Here is a 19,333-nt window from a genome sequence, read left to right as displayed (position 1 = left end):
GCCTGGGTGAGGGTCGGTGCCGGAGAAGCACTTGCGTACCCCCGACCCCGGCCGCTCCTTGTGGCTTGTGGCTCAGGAGGCTTTGCCGAGGATGGCGACCATGAAGTTGGAGTCCTCGGTGAACGGGCGCAGGTCCCAGGTCGAGAGTGGCACCTGCAGCTCGAGGCCGGCCTCGGCGCAGTCGGTGAGGAAGTCGCGGAAGTCGTAACCGCGGCCGGCGCCGAAGCCGATGATGGCCCGCCCGTCGTCGGCCAGGTGGGTGGCGAAGCGACGCAGCACGTCGACCCGCGTCGACGGCGCCAGGAAACCCACCACGTTGCCGGCGGCGACGATCACGTCGAAGTTGGCCTCGATGCCCTGCGCGGGCAGATCCATCTCAGCGAGGTCGCCGGTCACCCAGGTGGGGCCGGGCCAGTCCTCCCCGGCGGCGGCGATCAGGCCGGGGTCCACGTCGATCCCGACGACGGTGTGGCCCAACGCGTGCAGCCTGCCACCCACGCGGCCCGGGCCGCAGCCCGCGTCGAGGATGCGGGCGTTGCGCCCCACCATGGCGTCGACGGTGCGGACTTCGCCGGCCAGGTCATGGCCCTGCGCCTCCATCGTCTTGAAGCGCTGGATGTAGCGGCGCGTGTGGTCCGGGTCTGCCGCGATCATCTGCGTCCACTTGCTGGCTTCAGGCATGGGTCTCTCTCTGCTGGGAAGGTTCGGCGGGCCCTTCGACCAGCCGCGGTGCTCGCGAGTTCGCACGCGGCTGGCTCGGGGAGCGTGAGAGCCTCCTGTGGGAGTCGAACCCACGACCCTCCGCTTACAAGGCGGATGCTCTGGCCGCTGAGCTAAGGAGGCGTGGCGCCCATTGTGCCAACAGTGGGCCCGGAATGGGAAAATCAGGCGCCGGAGGCGGCGACGAACAGCTGCCCCTCGCCCCTCACGTTGACGTGCTCGTCCGCCTCGATGAAGGCGGAATCGCCCGACGCGAGCCTCAACTCGCCCTGGTCCCCGGTCAGGACGAACTCGCCCTGCGTGGCCACCGCGATGCGGCCGCAATCCGTGCGGGGCACCGGCAGGTGGGTGTCGTCCACGGGGGCGACCAGCCACAGCTCGAACTCGGGGAAAGCGGTGGGGTAGACGTAGACGCCGTCGGATCCCTCGGCCAGCAGCACCCGCGGAGTGAGCGGGTCGAAGCGGACCACCTGCAGCAGGCCGTCCACGTCGATGTGCTTCTGCGTGAGTCCGCCGCGCATCACGTTGTCCGAGTTGGCCATGATCTCCACGCCGACGCCGCGCAGGTAGGCGTGCATGACGCCAGCCTCCAGCATGACGGCCTCCCCGGGCTGCAGCTTGAAGCGGTTCATCAGCAGGGCGGCGAGGATGCCGGGGTCGCCGGGGAAGTGTTCGTCGAGTTCGACGGCGGTCCGGGCGAACGTGCCCAGCTCACCCGGTGCCTCGAGCAGGTTCACCGCGGCGGCGAGCACCACGTCGACCAGATGGCGCCGCTCGTCGAGCGACAGCACGTCGAGGAACACCTCCTGCAACGCAGGGGCTGCGCTGCGGTCGCGCAGTGGGCCGATCACCGAGGCCAGTTCGTCGGCGACGCCGAGGGCCTCGAACAGCCCCGCGGTCTCCAGCGGATCGCGGAAGCCGAGCAGGCCCTCGAACGGGGTGATCGCCACGATCGCCTCGGGCTTGGGCCAGTCGTCCTTGAAGGATCGGGTGGGATCCGACGGCGGCAGGCCCAGCAGGGACTCGCGGGCATAGCCCACCTCGGCCTGCTCCCGCGACGGGTGGGCCTGCAGGCTCAGCGGGCTGGAGGCGGCGAGGATCTTCAACAGGTAGGGGAGGCGGTCGCCGAACGCGGAGCGCGTCGCGTCGCCCACGACGTGCGGCTGCTCCTGCACATAGGTGGACAGCGCGCGGCCGTCGTCGAGGAAGGCCTGCCCGCCGGGGTGCGTGCCCAGCCAGTACTCGGCCCAGGGCCTGCCGTCGGGCTCGCGGCGCAGGATCGCCGGAATCGCGGTGCGGCTGCCCCACGCGAAGTGCTGGACGTGGCCGTGCAGTCGGCGCATGAGCGATCGGTTCCTCGGGTCGGTGGTGTTTCTTAAGCATCGCAGACTCTACCCCTGCACGGGAATCCGTTGCACCCCCGTGAATGACACGGATGTCGTTAGCGTCTAAACTGGCGGCATGTCTGAAGCCCTTCACGTACAGGCGCCGGTCGAACTGACCGAGCGGGAAGCCGCCATCCTCGATTTCGAGGACAGCTGGTTCACCGCGGCCGTGCCGAAGGAGCAGGCCATCATGGAGCACTTCTCGCTCAGCTCGGTGCGTTACTACCAGCAGCTCAACGCGCTGATCGACACGCAGGCCGCGCTCGAGTACCGCCCGCTGCTGGTCAAGCGCCTGCGCCGGATGCGCAGCCAGCGCCACGCTGCGCGCTCCGCGCGCCGCCTGCACGCCTGATCGTTGAACGTTCCCTGAGCCAGTCGCTCCGCGACTGGTCGAAGGGCGCTCAAGCGTCAAAGCGGGTTTAGGTCATCGCTTCAGAAGGGCCTTGATCCCCTCTCGCACCGGCCTCTTCCCGCCCGGGCGGTAGCCGCCCTCCATCAGACCCGCCTGCACTTCGAAGTGGTTGGCCGTCGCCCTGTCGCCCGAACGCAGCATCGACCATGCGGCAGCCAGCCCGTATAACGGCAGGAAGGGCAGGCCCAGGCAGTAGGCGTACTGCCAGGCGTGTTCCTCCTCGTGCGTCATCAGGTCAGGCACCCGCTTCTCGACCTCCTCGACGGTTCGACCGGGGATGAGCACCACGTCGCCCACCGTCATGGCGCTCGCGTTGATCAACGGCAGCGACACGTTCTCGAAGGCGACGAGGTGGCCGACGCGGCGGGGCTGCCCGCGGCCGGCGATCCCCAAGGCCAGGCCAAGGGGAGTGGAGAGGTTCACCGCGTTGGCGACGTTGCGGAGGGTGCGGGCCTTGTCCATGGTGAAATCTTTGCACTCGTTTGGGGAGAGTGCTAATAATGGGGTTAGCACTCTCAAGGTTTGAGTGCTACCGAATTGCAGGTGAGGCCATACCGGCCGTCCGTCGCGGGCACTGGCGATTCACACTGAGACATTTGAACACACACCGGGGCTAGCCGCCCCTTCGACGGGAGGACTCCCGAAACACCATGGCAAAGCTGATTGAATTCAATGAGGACGCGCGTCGCGGCCTGGAGCGTGGCATGAACACGCTGGCCGACGCGGTCAAGGTCACGCTGGGCCCCAAGGGCCGCAACGTCGTCCTGGAGAAGAAGTGGGGCGCCCCCACGATCACCAACGATGGGGTGTCCATCGCGAAGGAGATCGAGCTGGAGGATCCCTACGAGCGCATCGGCGCTGAGCTCGTCAAGGAGGTCGCCAAGAAGACCGACGACGTGGCCGGCGACGGCACCACCACCGCCACCGTGCTGGCCCAGGCGATGGTCCGTGAGGGCCTGCGCAACGTGTCGGCCGGCGCGAACCCCGTTGGTCTGAAGAAGGGCATCGAGACCGCCGTCGCGGCGATCGTCGAGAAGCTCAGCGAGATGGCCATCGACGTCGAGACCAAGGAGCAGATCGCCGCCACCGCGTCGATCTCCGCCGCTGACCCCACCGTCGGCGAGATCATCGCCGAGGCGATGGACAAGGTCGGTAAGGAAGGCGTCATCACCGTCGAGGAGTCGAACACCTTCGGCCTCGAGCTCGAGATGACCGAGGGCATGCGCTTCGACAAGGGCTACATCTCGCCCTACTTCGTCACCGACGCCGAGCGCATGGAAGCCACGCTCGACGACCCGTACATCCTGATCGCCAACTCGAAGATCTCCTCCCTGAAGGACCTCCTTCCGGTGCTGGAGAAGGTCATGCAGTCCGGCAAGCCGCTGCTGATCATCGCCGAGGACGTTGAGGGTGAGGCCCTCGCCGGCCTGATCGTCAACAAGATCCGCGGCACCTTCAAGTCGATCGCCGTCAAGGCCCCCGGCTTCGGCGACCGCCGCAAGGCCATGCTGACCGACATCGCCATCCTCACCGGCGGCCAGGTCATCTCCGAAGAGGTCGGCCTCTCGCTCGACACCGTCTCGCTCGACCTGCTCGGCCAGGCCCGCTCCGTGCTGGTCACCAAGGACGAGTGCACCATCATCGAGGGCGCAGGGGACTCGGAGCAGATCGAGGGTCGCGTGACCCAGATCCGCCGCGAGATCGAGAACTCGGATTCCGAGTACGACCGCGAGAAGCTGCAGGAGCGCCTCGCCAAGCTGGCCGGCGGCGTCGCCGTCATCAAGGTCGGCGCGGCCACCGAGGTGGAGCTCAAGGAGCGCAAGCACCGCATCGAGGACGCCGTCCGCAACGCGAAGGCCGCCGTCGAGGAGGGCATCGTGCCCGGCGGTGGCGTCGCGCTGCTGCAGGCCTCGAAGCAGGCCTCCGTCGAGGGTCTCGTCGGCGACGAGGCGGTTGGCGCGCAGATCGTGTTCACCGCTGCCTCGGCCCCGCTGAAGCAGATCGCGCTCAACGCCGGCCTCGAGGGCGGCGTCGTGGCGGAGAAGGTGGGCTCGCTCCCCGCGGGTGAAGGCCTCAACGCCGCCACCGGCAACTACGAGAACATGGTGGAGGCCGGCATCCTGGATCCGGCCAAGGTCACCCGCTCGGCGCTGCAGAACGCCGCGTCGATCGCCGCACTGTTCCTCACCACTGAGGCAGTCATCGCGGACAAGCCGGAGAAGGCCCCCGCGGGCGCTCCCGGCATGGACGAGATGGGCGGCATGGGCGGCTTCTGATCCCGCTGGTTGAGCCGGCCGCCTCCGACGAAGGAGGAGCGCGGACGCGTCGAAACCGTTGAAGGATTCTCAACGCCTGAATAGAGAAGGGCGGTCCCGCAAGGGGCCGCCCTTCGTCGTGCCGCCACTGTTTCCCGCTATGGCGAGCCACCGTTTGCAAGCGGAAGCCGCCACCGTTTTAAGTCTACAACTGCCACCGTTTTCAAACGTACCGTAGCATTCGGAGTATGGACACACTGTTGGACCGCCATCTGGTCGAGGAGGTGGCTGGGCTTCTCACTCACTTCCCGGCGGTCGAATTGGGCGGTGCCAGGCAGGTGGGCAAGTCCACTCTCATCAGGTTGCTGGGGCGCCTCGTCCCCAAGCCCGTCTCGGTGTTCACCTTGGACGATCCGGAGGTCCGGGGTCTGGCGGAGCACGATCCTCGCGGTTTCCTCGGCCAACGGCCGGGAGACCTCCTGGCGATCGACGAGTTCCAGAGGGTTCCGGCGCTGACGCTGGCCCTCAAGGCCGCAATCGACGCCGACCGCTCGCCCTCGCGTTTCCTCATCACGGGAAGTGCCAACATCATGGCCACCCAACAATCGGCCGACAGCCTCGCGGGCCGGGTGGTCGGCACCCAGCTCTTCGGCTTCAGCCAAGGGGAGCTGCTCGGGAGGCGCGACGACTTCGTTGCAGGCCTCCTCGACGGCGGGCGATTGGAGCGCTTCACTTCCTCCCTCGGCCGGAGCGACTACGTGGACCTCATCTCGCGGGGTTCGATGCCCGAGGCAGTGTCGCTGCCGTTTCGGCACCGCATCACGTGGCTCTCGTCCTACCTCGAGCGCCTACTGAGCCGTGACATCCTCGACCTGACACGCTTGTCCGATCCGTTGCGGTTGCGCTCACTGTTGGCCGCACTGGCCGCCACGCAGGGGAGCGAGACCGTCGTCTCGAGGGTGGGAAGTGCCATCAACCTCAATGCCACGACGACCAGCAACTACCTGGACCTGCTCAGGGCCCTGTTCCTCATCGAACGGGTACCTCCGTGGACGCCCAACCTCCTGAAACGCGAAGTGGGCCGCAGCAAGTACCTCGTCACCGACAGTGCTCTCGCCCTCATGCTCGCCCGTACGTCTCCGGCGAACCTGCTCGACATGACGACGGGCTCAGCGCTTGGAGGGTTCCTTGAGGGATTCGTCGCCGCGGAGCTCCTCAGGCAACGAGGATGGGCCAGCGTGCGGTTCGATCTGGCACACTACCGATCCCCTGATGGGCGGGAGATCGACGTGATCCTTGAGTTGGACGATGGCCGTGTCGTCGCGATCGAAGTGAAGGCTGCGCAGTCGGTGTCGCGTCACGACTACCGGCACCTGGCGTGGTTGAGGGAGAAGCTCGGGGACCAATTGGTAGCAGGGGTCGTCCTGACGATGGACACGCTGGGGCGACGGCTGCAGGACAATCTCTACGCTTTGCCGGTGAGTGCGTTGTGGATGCTGTGAGGTAGGGGCGATTACGCTGGGCGCCGAACGGAGGTGTCATGGTGAGTGCGGTGGGCGGCGGCGCCGTCGCGAGGCGCGCGATCGAGTCCGCTGGCCTCCGGCTGCTACGGGCAGACCTGATGCCCGTGCTCGTGGCCGTCCTCGGCACCCGTTTCGAGGAGCGTCGCACCATCCCGTACGCCGAGTTCGTGCTGATGGTGGCCGACGACCTCGACGAGTTGCGCGGAACAGGGATCAACGCACCCCGTACGGCGCAGGAGTACATCGCTGATTGGGTGCGCGACGGCTACCTGGTCCGGCGTCCCACAGCGGCTCGCGAGGAGACCGTGGAACTGTCTCGCTCCGCGGCAGACGCGGTGCGCTTCGTTCTCGGCATCGAACAGCCCCAATCGACGGTGACGTCCTCGCGGTTGAGCAACGTCGCCGGGCTCCTCGGCGATCTGGCCCGCGACTCCGATCCCAACCCCGAGCGGCACCTCGAACTGCTCCGGGCCCAACGCGCCGAGCTTGACGAACAGATCCGCCGCGCCGAGGCGGGACAGTACGAGCCGATGTCCGATGCTGCCGCACGTGAACGCCTGCTCGAGATCCTGCGGCTGGCCAGCGAGGTGCCGGGCGACTTCGCCCAGGTTGCAGACGACCTCGAGGCCCTCAACCGCGAACTCCGCGAGCAGATCGTCAGCCACGACGGCGCCCGCTCGGGCGTACTCGGCCAGATCTTCGACGGCGTGGACGTGATCGAGAACTCGGAGGCGGGCCGCACGTTCGGTGCCTTCCACGAACTGCTACTCGACCCCGTCCTGGCGGATCGCTTCAACACCGCGGTCGACGCGGTGCTGGAGCGGGGCTTCACCACCGAGCTGCCGGCCACCGATGCGGTGTTTCTGCGCCAGTTCCTCATCGTGCTGCAGCGCGAGAGCGCGCAGGTGCGCCAGCGGCTCACGGATTTCTCGCGCAGCCTCCGCCGGTTCGTCGAGACTCAGGAGTACCGCGAGCACAAACGCCTGGCCGAGGCCCTGAGCCGCGCGGACCAGGCCGCGTTGGCGGCGCTGCGGAAGGCGCATCCCACCGCGGAAATCGGCCGCGACCTGGACCTCACCTCCATCCAGATCTCCTCCATCGGCGCATGGCGGCTGCACAACCCCGCGGAGATGCGCCCGGAATCGGACGTCACCGAGCACCTCACCGGGGAGCTGGACCTCGCCGTCCTGCGGGAGCTGGTCCGCCTGACTGAGATCGACTTCGCGGAGCTGCAGACCAACGTAGCCGAGACGGTGGCGGAGCAGCCGGGCGCCACCGTCGGCGACGTGCTGGGCCGGTTCCCCGCTACGCAGGGCCTGGCCTCGGTGGTCGGGCTCCTCCTGTTGGCCACCCGACACGGGGTGCCGGCCAGCGGACAGGAGGTGTGGCACTGGACCTCCGCCACCGGAGCGGACAGGTCTGTCAGTGCTCCGCGCTATGTTTTCCTCACCGTTCCCGCCGAGTGGAGTGCCCATGTCGTTGCAGCCCGCGCCTAGGAGGGCCGATGAGGTCGACGAGTTCGACGACGACCTCACAGAGCCCGTCACGGACACCGGTGAGCTGGATCCGGGAACCAGGCGGGTCCTGCTCCGGCTGCTGCGCGGGCCCTACCTCCGCGCCGAGGAACACTCCAACCTCTGGCACGCGCTGGTGCGCAACGAGCCGCTGGTGCGCTCCCGGCTCGCGGATCTCTACCTCGAACTCGTGGTGGACCTCGACGCCGGCGTGGCCTTCGTGCGCAACCTCGACGTGGAGGATGCGCCCAAGGTGGTGCGCGCCCACCCGCTGACGGTGCTCGACACCGTGCTCGTGCTGTTCCTGCGCCGCACGCTGCTGGCGGGGCAGGGGCAGGCCACCCGAACATTCGTGGGCCGCGATGACATTGAGGACCAGTTGCGCGGCTTCCAATCCCTGGACACCACCAATCGCAAGGGCTTCGACGACCGGATCACCGCGTCGATCAACAAGATGAAAGCCAACTCCGTGTTGCTCAACGTCACAGGCAGCGACGACCGTTGGGAGATCTCGCCCGTGCTGGCCCTTGTCTTCGGGGCCGACGAGGTGGCCGCCGTCACCGCAGACCTCGAGCGGCTGGCGGCCCCATGACGCAACACAGGCTGAGCCGGGTGCAGGTGGTCAACTGGGGCACCTTCGACGGCGCGTGGAGCTTCACGGTGCCGTGGAAGGGCCTCCTCATGACCGGCCCCTCGGGAGCCGGCAAATCGTCCCTGCTCGACGCGATGGCGGCCATCCTGGTGCGCCCCGCGAAGCTGCGGTTCAACGCGGCTGCCCAGGGCACGGACACGGGGGACCGGGACCGCAGCACCCTCACCTACGTGCGGGGAGCCCACAAGCGCGAGACCGACGAGGCGACGGGGGAGGTGGGCACCGCCTACCTGCGCCGCGGCGCCACGTGGAGCGGGATCGCGCTGACCTACATCGACGAGCGCGGCAGCGAGGCCACGTTGCTGCGCCTCTTCCACATCCGTTCCGGCTCGACGGATGCGGCAGACCTGAAGTCGATGTACGTCTTCGCGCCGGAACCGGTCGACGTCATGGCCCTCAAGCCGTACGTCGAGACGGGTATGGAGAACCGCCGTGTCAAGGCGGCATTCCCCGCCTGGGACGTCTACAGCTCGGACGCCTACACCGGTTTCGCCGCGCGCTTCCGGCGGCACCTCGGCATGGGCAGCGAGCAGGCGCAGGTGTTGCTGCACAAGACGCAATCGGCCAAGAACCTCACCAACCTCGACACGCTGTTTCGCGAGTTCATGCTGGACCCGCCGGAGACGTTCCGGTTGGCCGACGAGACGGTCGAGCAGTTCGGCGAGCTCAGCCAGGCGCACGCCACGGTGGTGGATGCCCGCCGCCAGGTGGAGGCGCTCACCCCGTTGCGGGCACACGCCAGCAGGCTGGGCGAGTTGGGCCAGGACCGGGACCGGCTGGAGTTGGAAGAGCGCCATCTCGACACCTGGCTTCTCGACCGGCAACTCGCGGCCGCCCGCGCGGAAACGGAGGGGCTGCGCCCCATCGTCGAGCGGTTGGCGGACGAGCGGCGCACGGCGGAGCAGGGCGTGGCGGCTGCCGAGGCCCGCCGCCAGCAGGCGCAGCGCGCGGTTGACGGCTCGGGCGGGGCACAGCTGGCCACCCTGGAACAGATGCGAGACATGCTGCACCGCGACCGGGCGGAGCACGACGCAGGCGTCGCGCGGCTCCGTGGCGCGGCTGAGCACCTGGGTGTGGAATTCCCCGCGGAGCAGGCCGCCGTGGCGGGATTCCTGGCCGCGCTGAGAGGGTTGGCGATGGAAGATCATGAGGCCCGGGAGCGCAACGCCGCGGCCCGCTACGAGGCGATGGCGGACAATGCCCGCAGCCGGGATCAGGCCGCCAACTTGGAGCGCGACCTGCAGGCGCTGCGGCACCACCGCTCCAACCTGGACGCCAAACTTCTGACGGTGCGAGGCCGGTTGGCCGAGCAGCTGGGAATTGCCCCGGAACGCCTGCCGTTCGTCGGTGAACTCGTGCAGGTACGGCCGGAGCACTCGGAGTGGACCGGGGCCATCGAGCGGGTGCTCGGCTCTTTCGCGCGCACGCTCGTCGTCCCTGAACGGCACTACCGGGCGGCCGCCGAGTTCATCGACGAGGACTTCCTCGGCACGCGGCTGGTCTATGAGCGCGTGGCCAAGGTGGCAGACGACAGCGCGCTGCCGGAGCAGGGCGATTCGCTGCTGGCCAAGCTCGAGTTGGCCGACGGCCCGCATCGGGGTTGGCTCATCGACAGGCTCACCGCCCGCTTCGACTACGCCTGCGTCGCCTCCACCGAGGGCTTCGCGCAGCACGGCAAGGCCGTGACCCGGCGCGGCCAGGTCAAGCATTCGGCCGCGCTGCACGAGAAGGACGACAGGCGCCGGGTGGATGACCGCTCGCGGTGGGTGCTCGGCTTCACCACGGAGGCCAAGGAGGCGGAACTCCAGCTGCGCCTCGACGGCGTGGCCGCCCAACGAGACAGGCATGAGCAGCTGCTGCGCACTCTGGACGCCGAGCAGGAACGCCTCGTCGCCCGAGGGCGCGCCGCCGAGCAGTTCGAGGGCTTCGCCTGGTCCACGGTGGACCCGCAGCCGCTCCTGGCCCAGCTCGCGGATGTCGAGCGCCAACTCGACGAGCTGCGCAGCGAACACCACGACCTGCGGCGCCTCGAGGCCGAACTCGAGGAGGCCAAGCGTGCCGCGACGGGGGCCGTTGGCAGGCGCGACGACCTCGCCGTCGAACACGGCAAGGCCGCGGACCGGCTGCTGGGGCACGAGGAGCAGGTCGCGCGCCTGACGGCCGCTATCGAGGCCTCGACGCCGGTGCCCGGCGACGCCGCAGATGCGCTCGCCGCCCGCATCCAAGGCATGGACGTGCCGGAGCACCGTCTCGAGGTGCACCTGAAGGAACTGTTCCGGAAGCGGTCCGACGAGATCATGGCGCAGACCAACCGGGCCGTGCACGCGGCGGTGCGCACCATGGCGGCCTATCGCCGCGACTGGCCCGGCCCGTCGGCGGATTGGGGCGACAGCATCGACTACCTGGCCGAGTTCCTCGCTCGGCTCGACTCCCTCGAATCAGATGGGTTGCCGGCGTTCGAGGAGCGGTTCTTCACGCTCCTGCAGAACCAGGCCCGCAACAACATCAGCCAGCTGCACATGCAGATCCGTGGTGCGTACCGGGAGATCCGTAGCCGGGTGGACGAGGTCAACAAGTCCCTGCTGATGACGGAGTTCGCGCCCGACGAGTACCTGCAGATCGAGGTCACGAACCGCTCGCTGCCCGACGTGACAGCCTTCCTGGCCACGCTCAACGACATCACCTCCGGCTCGGTGACGGACGCCGTGTCCATGGCCAACGCGGCGGAGCGGGCCGCCGCGGAGGTGCGTTTCAGGCAGATGCAGGCGCTCCTCGCGCGGCTCAGCTCCGATGACCCGGCGGACAAGACGTGGCGGCAGCGGTGCCTGGACACGCGCCAGCACGTCGCGTTCCGCGCCAAGGTGCAGGACCCCGACGGCGTGCAGGTGGACGTCTTCACCGGCTCCGGCGGGCGTTCCGGTGGAGAGCGGCAGAAGCTCGTGACGTTCTGCCTGGCCGCCGCCCTGCGCTTCCAGCTGGCCCCACCCGGCGAGCTGCGGCCCACCTACGCGCTGGTGGTCATCGACGAGGCCTTCGACAAGGCGGACCACACGTTCACGCAGGCGGGCTTGGAGGTGTTCCGCACCTTCGGGTTCCAGCTGCTCCTGGCCACGCCCATGAAGATGCTGCAGACCATCGAAGACCATGTGGGCGGCGTCGTGATGGTCGCGAACCAACCGGGGCGTGGCTCGACGCTGCAGGAGTTGCCGTTCGACACGAGCCGGCCCACCATCGACGAGGGGCCGGAGGCGGAGCAGGGGGTGCTGCTGTGAGGACGGTGGCGGACCTCCGCGCCTGGGCCGCCCGGCAGTGGGCCCGAAACTGGCGGGAGTGGGTGGCCATGCCGGAGTCGACCGGGCCGCCCTCCTGGCCGCTTCACCCGCCCACGCAACGAGAGCTCGCCGCGGACCCGGATGCGGTGGCGTTGGCGGTCGGGCAGTGGCGCCAGTTGGAGGGAGAGGACGGCGTCACCCTCGAATGGGTGGAGCGGACGCTGCCGTCGTTCGGGAGGCAACGCCTCCCCAGCCGTGCGCACCTCAGCGGCCCCGCCGTCGCGCGGCTCCTGGGGGAATCCGAGGCATGGGAGCGGGCGACGGCGGCGCTGGCACACCTGCGCCACGCGTGGCCGGTGCTGGAGCAGCACCCGGCGGCGACGCGGGCGGTGAAGGCGCTGGCCACTCTGCCGGAGGAGGATCTGGTGCGGCTCATGGCCGTGCTGGGATGGTTGGAGGCGAACCCGGAGACGGTCCGATGGGAGCGGGAACTGCCGGTGCCCGGCGTCGACACCAAGTGGGTCGAGCGGCACCGCACCCTGGTAGGGGAGTTGGCCCACGCCATCACCGGGAGCTTGCCTGGGCTCCGCCGGATCGGGGCGCGCTTCACCGTGCACCTGCCGCCGGAGGCCGACGGCGTGCGGCAGTTCTCCGTCGACCTGGAGGGGTTGCGTGGGCTTGGCCTCCGGCCGCAGCGGGTGCTCATCGTCGAGAACGTGGTCTCGTTGCTGTCGTTGCCCGATCTGTCGGGAACCGTGGCCATCCACGGTATGGGCTTCGCCGCCCCCACCCTGGCGAGGGTGGCGTGGGTGGCCGCGGCGGAGCAGCTGTACTGGGGAGACCTGGACACCTACGGGTTCCAGATCCTCGGCCGCCTTCGAGCCGCGCTCCCGGATGTCCGCTCAGTCCTGATGGACGTGGCGACGTTGACCGCGTATCGCGGTCTCGCCGTGACCGAGCCCGTGCCGTTCCGCGGAGCGATCGGATACCTGACCGCTGAGGAACACCGCGCCTTGGCGATGCTGCGCACCGGGGACCTGCGATTGGAGCAGGAGCGGCTGCCGGCCGACGCCATCCGCCAAGCCCTCATGTCCGTCTAGGGACCCTGGCCCGGTCCGGCCGCTGGGTCGGAGGAATGTCCGTACGGGGGTTGAGCTTCGGCCCGGCGCATGAGAAGATATGAGCCTTGAACGTTAAAATCGTCATGACGAAGGAGTCACCTTGATGTCGCGTTTACGCTCCCGATTGTTCTCGGGCATCGCCATCACAGCGTTGCTGGCCACCTCAGGAGTGGTCACAGCGATCTCACCCCCAGCGCCGGCCGCCGCCGCAACCGAGTCCGTCACCCTGGTGGGTGACTTCCAGACCGAACTCGGTTGCACGGAGGACTGGCAGGCCACATGCAACGCCACGGCGCTCACCGATGCCGACGGCGACGGTGTGTGGACCGGAGAGTTCACCGTCCCGGCAGGCAGCTACGAGTTCAAGGTCGCGATCAACGGCACCTGGGACGAGTCCTACGGCATGGGCGACGGCAACTACCCGCTGAGCCTCGCCGCAGACGCCACGCTGGAGTTCGCCTTCGACGACCGCACCAACAAGGTCTCCCTCGACGTTGCGGGCCTGCCTGGCGGGTACGCGGAGGCCGACGACGCGCTCGTGCGCGCCCCGTTCCGCGACCCGGGCTCGGGTAACACCTTCTACTTCGTGATGACGGACCGGTTCGACAACGGCGACCCCACCAACGACGCCTGCATCGCCACCGGCCACGTCGGCGCCGACGGCGTGCTCCCCGTCGACTGCACCGGCACCGACCGCCTCGTCACCGGCTTCGACGCGACAGACAAGGGCTTCTTCAACGGCGGCGACGTGCAGGGCCTGCGCGACCGGCTCGACTACATCGACGGGCTCGGCGCCACCGCCATCTGGCTCACGCCGTCGTTCGTGAACCGTCCCGTGCAGGGCACCGGCGCGGACGCGTCGGCCGGCTACCACGGCTACTGGATCACGGACTTCACCCAGATCGACCCGCACTTAGGAACCAACGCCGAGCTGAAGGCGTTCATCGCCGAGGCGCACGCCAAGGGCATCAAGGTCTACTTCGACATCATCGCCAACCACACCGCCGACGTGATCCACTACGCCGGCCTCGAGGGCACCAACCCGCCCTACGTCTCCAAGGCGGCCAGCCCGTACAAGGACGTCGACGGCAACGAGTTCGACCCGTCCGACTACGCCGACGGCGCCCAGGCGATGCCGCTGATGCACCCGGACACGCGCTCCTTCCCGTACGACCCGGAGATCCCGGCGGGCATGGAAGAGGCCAAGTTCCCGTTGTGGCTCAACGACCCGACGCTCTACCACAACCGCGGCTTCGACCCGTCGTGGCCGCAGGGCGAACCGGCCGTCTACATGGATTTCGGCGACCTCGACGACCTGATGACCGAGAACCAGAAAGTCGTCGACGGCATGACGGAGATCTACAAGGCCTGGGCTGATTTCGGCATCGACGGCTTCCGCATCGACACCGTCAAGCACGTCGACTTCGTGTTTTGGCAGGAGTTCACCGAGGCTGTCTCGAACCACGCCGACGACGAGTTCTTCATGTTCGGCGAGGTCTACGACGCAGATGCGCGCCTCCTGTCGCCTTATGTCCGCGACACCGACATGAACTCGGTGCTCGACTTCGCCTACCAGTCCTCCGCGGAGAACTTTGCCAAGGGCTTCACCACCCGCGGCCTGTCCGGGCTGTTCGCCGCCGACGATTTCTACACCACCGCCGATTCCTCGGCCGCTTCGCTGCCCACCTTCCTCGGCAACCACGACATGGGCCGCATCGGCTTCCGCCTCAGCGGGGCGGACAACACGCTGCAGCGCAGCGAGCTCGCCCACGAGCTGATGTTCCTCACCCGCGGCCAGCCAGTGGTCTACTACGGCGACGAGCAGGGCTTCGTCGGCGACGGCGACGACAAGGACGCCCGCGAGAACATGTTCGTCTCGCAGGTGCCCAGCTACCTCGACAACGTTCAGATCGACGGCACCCCCTACGGCGCCGGCCCGCACTTCGACACCGCCTACCCGCTCTACCAGCACATCTCCGCGCTGGCGGAGCTGCGGCACAGCACGCCCGCCCTCGAATCCGGCGCGCAGATCGAGCTCCACTCTGAGGCCGGGGCTGGCGTCTACGCCTTCTCCCGCGTCGACCGCACCGAGAAGATCGAGCACCTCGTCGCCCTGAACAACACCACCACCGCGCAGGAGGTGTCGCTGACCACGCTCACCGACGACGCCAGCTACGCCCCGCTCTACGGCGCCACCGAGGCCGTCTCCTCGGGGAGCGACGGCGGGCTCACCCTGACCGTCCCGGCCCTCAGCGCCGTCGTGTACAAGGCCGACGGCACGGTCACCGATGCCGGCGACGCCCAGGCGATCACGGTGACGTCCGCGGCCCCGGTCAACGGACTGACCCCGATCACCGCAGACGTCGCAGACGGCCGCTGGGCGGAGACCTCGTTCGCGTACCGCCCCGTCGGTAGCAGCAGCTACACGGCTCTCGGCACCGCCGAGACCGATCAGCCCCGCGTCTTCGCCGATTTCGGCGACCTCGCCGCGGGCACCCTCGTCGAGGTCCGTGCGGTCAGCACCGACGCCGACGGCTCCAAGGTCGCGCACTCCGCCACCGTCGTCGTGGGCACCGACCTCGGCGCCGCCGCTCCGGAGGCGGGCGAGATCGACTGGTCCACCGCCGTCACCGTCCCCGGCAGCCACAACGCGGCCATGGGCTGCGCCGGTGACTGGGACCCCGGTTGCGAGGAGGCCCTCCTCACGCTCGACGAGACCAGTGGCCTGTACACCGGCACCTTCTCCCTGCCCGCGGGCAGCTACGAGTACAAGGTGGCCATCGGCGGCAACTGGGACGTCAACTACGGCGTGGGCAGCGTGCCCAACGGCGACAACGCCGCCTACACGCTGGACGAGGCCACGGACGTCACCTTCTTCTACAACCCGGTGACGCACCTGTTCTTCAACACCGCGCAGAGCCCCATCGTCACGCTCCCCGGCAGCCACCAGGCCGCCGTCGGATGCTCCGGCGACTGGCAGCCCGAGTGCCTGGCCACCCTGATGTTCCCCAACGGTGACGGCACCTACACGTGGTCCACCACCTCGCTGCCTGCCGGCAGCTATGAGGTCAAGGTAGCCCACGGCATGTCCTGGGATGAGAACTACGGCGCGGGTGGCGCGCCCGGTGGTGGCAACTACACCTTCACCACCGCCGCCCAGACGCAGGTGGTCTTCACCTACGACATCGACACCCACCTCCTCGAGATCACCGTCGAGGATCCGCCGCTGGCCGGTACCGGTTCGCTGCTGGGCCACTGGATCGACGCGGAGACCATCGCCTGGCCCACTGATCTGGCACCCGGCGACCGCAGCGCCCGCACCTGGGAGCTGTGGACCGATCCCGACGGCGGCCTCGCCCTCGTCGACGGTGTGGTCACCTCCGACGGCGCCGTCAAGGTCGGCGACCTCACCCTCGATGCCGACGGCCTGACCGCAGACCAGTTGGAGAACCGGGGTCATCTCAGTGGCTTCCTCGCGCTGAAGCTCGACGCCGACCGCGCCGCCGTCGAGGCGGCCCTCACGGGCGACCTCGCCGTCGTGCAGCGCAACGCCGATGGCCTGGCTGAGGTGTTCACCGGCCTGCAGGTCCCGGGCGTGCTCGACGACCTGTGCGCCGATGCCGCACGTGCCGTCGATCTGGGCGTGACCTTCACCGGTGACACGCCGTCGCTGACCCTCTGGGCGCCCACCGCCAAGAACGTCACCCTGCTGCTGCACGGCGACGCCACTGGCGCGGGCGAGCCCACGCGAGTCGCCATGACGCGCGACGACAGCGGCCTGTGGAGCGTCGACGGCGAGGCCAGCTGGAAGAACCGGGCGTACCGGTTCGACGTGGAGGTGTTCGTCCCGTCCCTCGATGAGGTCACCCACAACGTGGTGACCGACCCGTACTCGGTGGGCCTGACGCGCAACTCCACCCACTCCGTGCTGGTGGATCTCGACGACCCCGCGTGGGCGCCCGAGATCTGGACGGCCAACGAGGCGCCGGTCATCGAGCAGTTCGCTGACCGCACCATCTACGAGCTCCATATCCGTGACTTCTCCGTGTCTGACGAGACCGTCCCGGAGGAGCTGCGCGGCACCTACGAGGCGTTCGCCCTCGAAGGCACCGACGGCGTGGAGGCGCTGACCGAACTGGCAGATGCCGGCATGAACACCGTGCACCTGCTGCCCAGCTTCGACATCGCCACCATCGAGGAGGACCGCTCCGAGCAGGTCCACCCGGTCATCCCCGACGCGGGCCCGGCCTCCGAGGAGCAGCAGGCGGCCGTGACCGCAGTGGCTGACCAGGACGCCTTCAACTGGGGCTACGACCCGTACCACTACTCCACGCCCGAGGGCTCCTACGCCTCGGACGAGAACCAGGAGGGCGGCAAGCGCACCTCTGCGTTCCGCGAGATGGTGGGCGGCCTGCACGGCATGGGCCTGCAGGTGGTGCTGGACAAGGTCTACAACCACACCGCCCAGTCCGGGCAGGCGGAGAAGTCCGTGCTCGACAAGGTTGTGCCGGGCTACTACCACCGCCTCAGCCTCACGGGCACCGTGGAGACGTCCACCTGCTGTGAGAACGTCGCGACCGAACACGAGATGGCTGAGCAGCTCATGGTGGATTCTGTGGTCACCTGGGCCCGCGACTACCACGTCGACGGTTTCCGCTTCGACCTCATGGGCCACCACTCCCGCGCCAACATGGAGGCTGTGCGCGCCGCGCTCGACGAGCTGACGCTCGAGGCCGACGGCGTGGACGGTGCGAACATGTACCTCTACGGCGAGGGTTGGAACTTTGGTGAGGTGGCGGACAACGCCCGCTTCCACCAGGCGACGCAGGGTCAGTTGGGCGGCACCGGCATTGGCGCGTTCAACGACCGGCTCCGCGACGCCGTCCATGGTGGCGGTCCGTTCGACTCGAACAAGTCCGAGATGCAGGGCTTCGGCACCGGTCTCTACACCGATCCCAACGGGGTGACCACGCGTTCTGCCGATGAGCAGCTGCGTGACCTGCGCCACCGTCAGGACCTGGTGCGCATCGGCATGGCCGGCAACCTGGCTGAGTACTCGTTCGAGACCTCGGCGGGCACCGTCCAGAAGGGCAGCGAGCTCGATTACAACGGGGCCCGAGCCGGCTACGCCACCGAGCCCCACGAATCGGTCAACTACGTCGACGCGCACGACAACGAGACACTGTTCGACCTGGGCATGTGGAAGCTGCCGTCGGATTCGACGATGGACACCCGCGTGCGGATGAACACCGTGTCGTTGGCCACCGTCGCGCTGGGGCAGGCGCCGTCGTTCTGGCACGCAGGCACCGACCTGCTGCGCTCGAAGTCGATGGACCGCGACTCCTACAACAGCGGTGACCACTTCAACACGCTCGACTGGTCCATGCAGACCAACAACTTCGGCGTGGGTCTCCCGCCCGCGGAGAAGAACTCGGAGCAGTGGGACGCGATGCGCCAGTACCTGGAGAACCCGGCCAACACGCCGACCCCCCAGGACATCGCCACCTCGCGTGCCCGTGCCCTCGAGCTGCTCGAGCTGCGTTCCACCTACCCGCTGCTGACGCTGGGTTCAGCCGATGCGATCACGGAGAAGGTCACCTTCCCCAACGCGGGTGCAGACCAGACGGCCGGCCTCATCCTGATGCACATCGACGACACCGTCGGCGCGGATGTCGACCCCGAGGTTGACAGCCTGCTGGTGGCGATCAATGCCTCGCCTGAGGCGATCGTCGAGGAGGTCGACGGACTGGCCGGGGCTGAGCTGGAACTCTCGCCCATCCTGACCGAGGGCGACGACGCCGACCCGGTGCTGGCCACCACCGCCTGGGATGCCGCTAGCGGCACCCTCACGGTGCCGGCCCGCTCCGCCGTCGTGCTCGTGCAGCCGCAGGAGGAGGTGGTGGATCCGACGCCGGAGCCCACGGTCGAGCCGACCGTTGATCCGACGGTCGATCCCACGGAGGACCCGACGACGCCGCCGGTGAAGAAGTACGTGCGTACCGCGCCGTACACGATGCCTGGTCTGCATCGGAACCTCAATGGCCGGGATTGGCACACTGAGTGTGAGCCGTATTCGCAGACCGAGAGGTGTCGCACAGACATCTGGGCGACGATCGTGGTGATCGAGGATGGTCAGTTCGTCCGTAAGGATGGCTGGGCGTTCAACAACCTCACCTACCTGCCGTTCATGACGCGTGAGGCCTGGGGTGCCAATCCCTTGGCGAATGACGGTGAGTGGACTGCGTCGACCGATGCCCGCAAGTGGATGACCGAGTGTGACACTGCTCGCACTGGTCGTGACGGCTGCCGCTCCTACGCGTTCGTGACGGTCTACAAGGCCACCGCGAAGCCTGAGGGTGGGTACGCGTTCTCGCAGAGCAACCAGTGGGTGTTCAACAACATCGTGATGTTCGGAGGCCCCGAACTGCGATAGCGGTTGGTTGAGCCGGTCGCGTCCGAGCTTGCGAGGACCGCGACCG

11 protein-coding genes and 1 tRNA gene are annotated in these 19,333 nt (G+C 68.4%); 8 read left to right on the top strand and 4 right to left on the bottom strand.

Features of this window, described 5'->3' with window-relative positions; all coding sequences use genetic code 11:
* Positions 1–72: 72 nt before the first annotated feature.
* The 3 genes from BN1186_RS06320 to manA all read right to left on the bottom strand — a co-directional run bounded on the left by BN1186_RS06320 (position 73) and on the right by manA (position 2,063).
* Complete coding sequence (locus BN1186_RS06320; RefSeq protein WP_040283264.1) at positions 73–681, bottom strand: class I SAM-dependent methyltransferase; 609 nt, start codon at positions 679–681, stop codon at positions 73–75.
* 89 nt (positions 682–770) lie between these two features.
* Positions 771–843, bottom strand: a tRNA-Thr gene (locus BN1186_RS06315).
* Positions 844–884: 41 nt separating this feature from the next.
* Positions 885–2,063, bottom strand: a complete 1,179-nt coding sequence (gene manA / locus BN1186_RS06310) for a mannose-6-phosphate isomerase, class I (RefSeq protein WP_040283263.1) — start codon at positions 2,061–2,063, stop codon at positions 885–887.
* 118 nt (positions 2,064–2,181) lie between these two features.
* Between manA and BN1186_RS06305 the strand changes: the two genes are divergently transcribed.
* Complete coding sequence (locus BN1186_RS06305; RefSeq protein ID WP_040283262.1) at positions 2,182–2,457, top strand: DUF3263 domain-containing protein; 276 nt, start codon at positions 2,182–2,184, stop codon at positions 2,455–2,457.
* 72 nt (positions 2,458–2,529) lie between these two features.
* Here the strand turns inward: BN1186_RS06305 and BN1186_RS06300 are convergent, their stop codons facing one another.
* The gene (locus tag BN1186_RS06300) at positions 2,530–2,979 is read right to left on the bottom strand and encodes a hypothetical protein (protein WP_040283261.1); all 450 of its coding nucleotides are present in this window, start codon (positions 2,977–2,979) and stop codon (positions 2,530–2,532) included.
* 188 nt (positions 2,980–3,167) lie between these two features.
* On the opposite strand from BN1186_RS06300, the gene groL reads away from it, so the two are divergent.
* The 7 genes from groL (at position 3,168) to pulA (ending at position 19,287) form a co-directional block, all read left to right on the top strand.
* A complete protein-coding gene (gene groL, locus BN1186_RS06295; protein ID WP_040283260.1) occupies positions 3,168–4,793 on the top strand; it encodes a chaperonin GroEL in 1,626 nt (541 codons plus the stop codon).
* 227 nt (positions 4,794–5,020) lie between these two features.
* Positions 5,021–6,274: an ATP-binding protein gene (locus BN1186_RS06290; RefSeq protein WP_040283258.1), complete on the top strand. Its 1,254-nt coding sequence runs from the start codon at positions 5,021–5,023 to the stop codon at positions 6,272–6,274.
* 38 nt (positions 6,275–6,312) lie between these two features.
* Entirely contained in the window at positions 6,313–7,791 is a 1,479-nt protein-coding gene (locus BN1186_RS06285; RefSeq protein WP_052459869.1) for a DUF3375 domain-containing protein, read from the top strand.
* Positions 7,769–8,401, top strand: a complete 633-nt coding sequence (locus BN1186_RS06280; protein ID WP_052459868.1) for a DUF4194 domain-containing protein — start codon at positions 7,769–7,771, stop codon at positions 8,399–8,401. The genes BN1186_RS06285 and BN1186_RS06280 overlap by 23 nt, the downstream gene beginning before the upstream one ends.
* The gene (locus BN1186_RS06275) at positions 8,398–11,733 is read left to right on the top strand and encodes an ATP-binding protein (RefSeq protein ID WP_052459867.1); all 3,336 of its coding nucleotides are present in this window, start codon (positions 8,398–8,400) and stop codon (positions 11,731–11,733) included. The genes BN1186_RS06280 and BN1186_RS06275 overlap by 4 nt, the downstream gene beginning before the upstream one ends.
* Positions 11,730–12,833 carry a Wadjet anti-phage system protein JetD domain-containing protein gene (locus BN1186_RS06270; protein ID WP_052459866.1) on the top strand — a complete coding sequence of 368 codons (1,104 nt, stop codon included), beginning with the start codon at positions 11,730–11,732 and terminating at the stop codon, positions 12,831–12,833. Before BN1186_RS06275 ends, BN1186_RS06270 begins: the two co-directional genes overlap by 4 nt.
* 124 nt (positions 12,834–12,957) lie before the next feature.
* Positions 12,958–19,287, top strand: a complete 6,330-nt coding sequence (gene pulA / locus BN1186_RS06265) for a pullulanase-type alpha-1,6-glucosidase (RefSeq protein ID WP_082031135.1) — start codon at positions 12,958–12,960, stop codon at positions 19,285–19,287.
* Positions 19,288–19,333: the final 46 nt, after the last annotated feature.

Source organism: Tessaracoccus massiliensis, assembly GCF_000826065.2.
Taxonomy (GTDB): domain Bacteria; phylum Actinomycetota; class Actinomycetes; order Propionibacteriales; family Propionibacteriaceae; genus Arachnia; species Arachnia massiliensis_A.
The sequence above is the reverse complement of the archived record's forward strand: the minus strand, read 5'-3'. Positions and strand labels throughout refer to the sequence as shown.

Coding starts and splice junctions, on each gene's coding strand:
- BN1186_RS06320 (WP_040283264.1), bottom strand. CDS start 681: ATGCCTGAAGCCAGCAAGTGGACGCAGATGATCGCGGCAGACCCGGAC.
- manA (WP_040283263.1), bottom strand. CDS start 2,063: ATGCGCCGACTGCACGGCCACGTCCAGCACTTCGCGTGGGGCAGCCGC.
- BN1186_RS06305 (WP_040283262.1), top strand. CDS start 2,182: ATGTCTGAAGCCCTTCACGTACAGGCGCCGGTCGAACTGACCGAGCGG.
- BN1186_RS06300 (WP_040283261.1), bottom strand. CDS start 2,979: ATGGACAAGGCCCGCACCCTCCGCAACGTCGCCAACGCGGTGAACCTC.
- groL (WP_040283260.1), top strand. CDS start 3,168: ATGGCAAAGCTGATTGAATTCAATGAGGACGCGCGTCGCGGCCTGGAG.
- BN1186_RS06290 (WP_040283258.1), top strand. CDS start 5,021: ATGGACACACTGTTGGACCGCCATCTGGTCGAGGAGGTGGCTGGGCTT.
- BN1186_RS06285 (WP_052459869.1), top strand. CDS start 6,313: ATGGTGAGTGCGGTGGGCGGCGGCGCCGTCGCGAGGCGCGCGATCGAG.
- BN1186_RS06280 (WP_052459868.1), top strand. CDS start 7,769: ATGTCGTTGCAGCCCGCGCCTAGGAGGGCCGATGAGGTCGACGAGTTC.
- BN1186_RS06275 (WP_052459867.1), top strand. CDS start 8,398: ATGACGCAACACAGGCTGAGCCGGGTGCAGGTGGTCAACTGGGGCACC.
- pulA (WP_082031135.1), top strand. CDS start 12,958: ATGTCGCGTTTACGCTCCCGATTGTTCTCGGGCATCGCCATCACAGCG.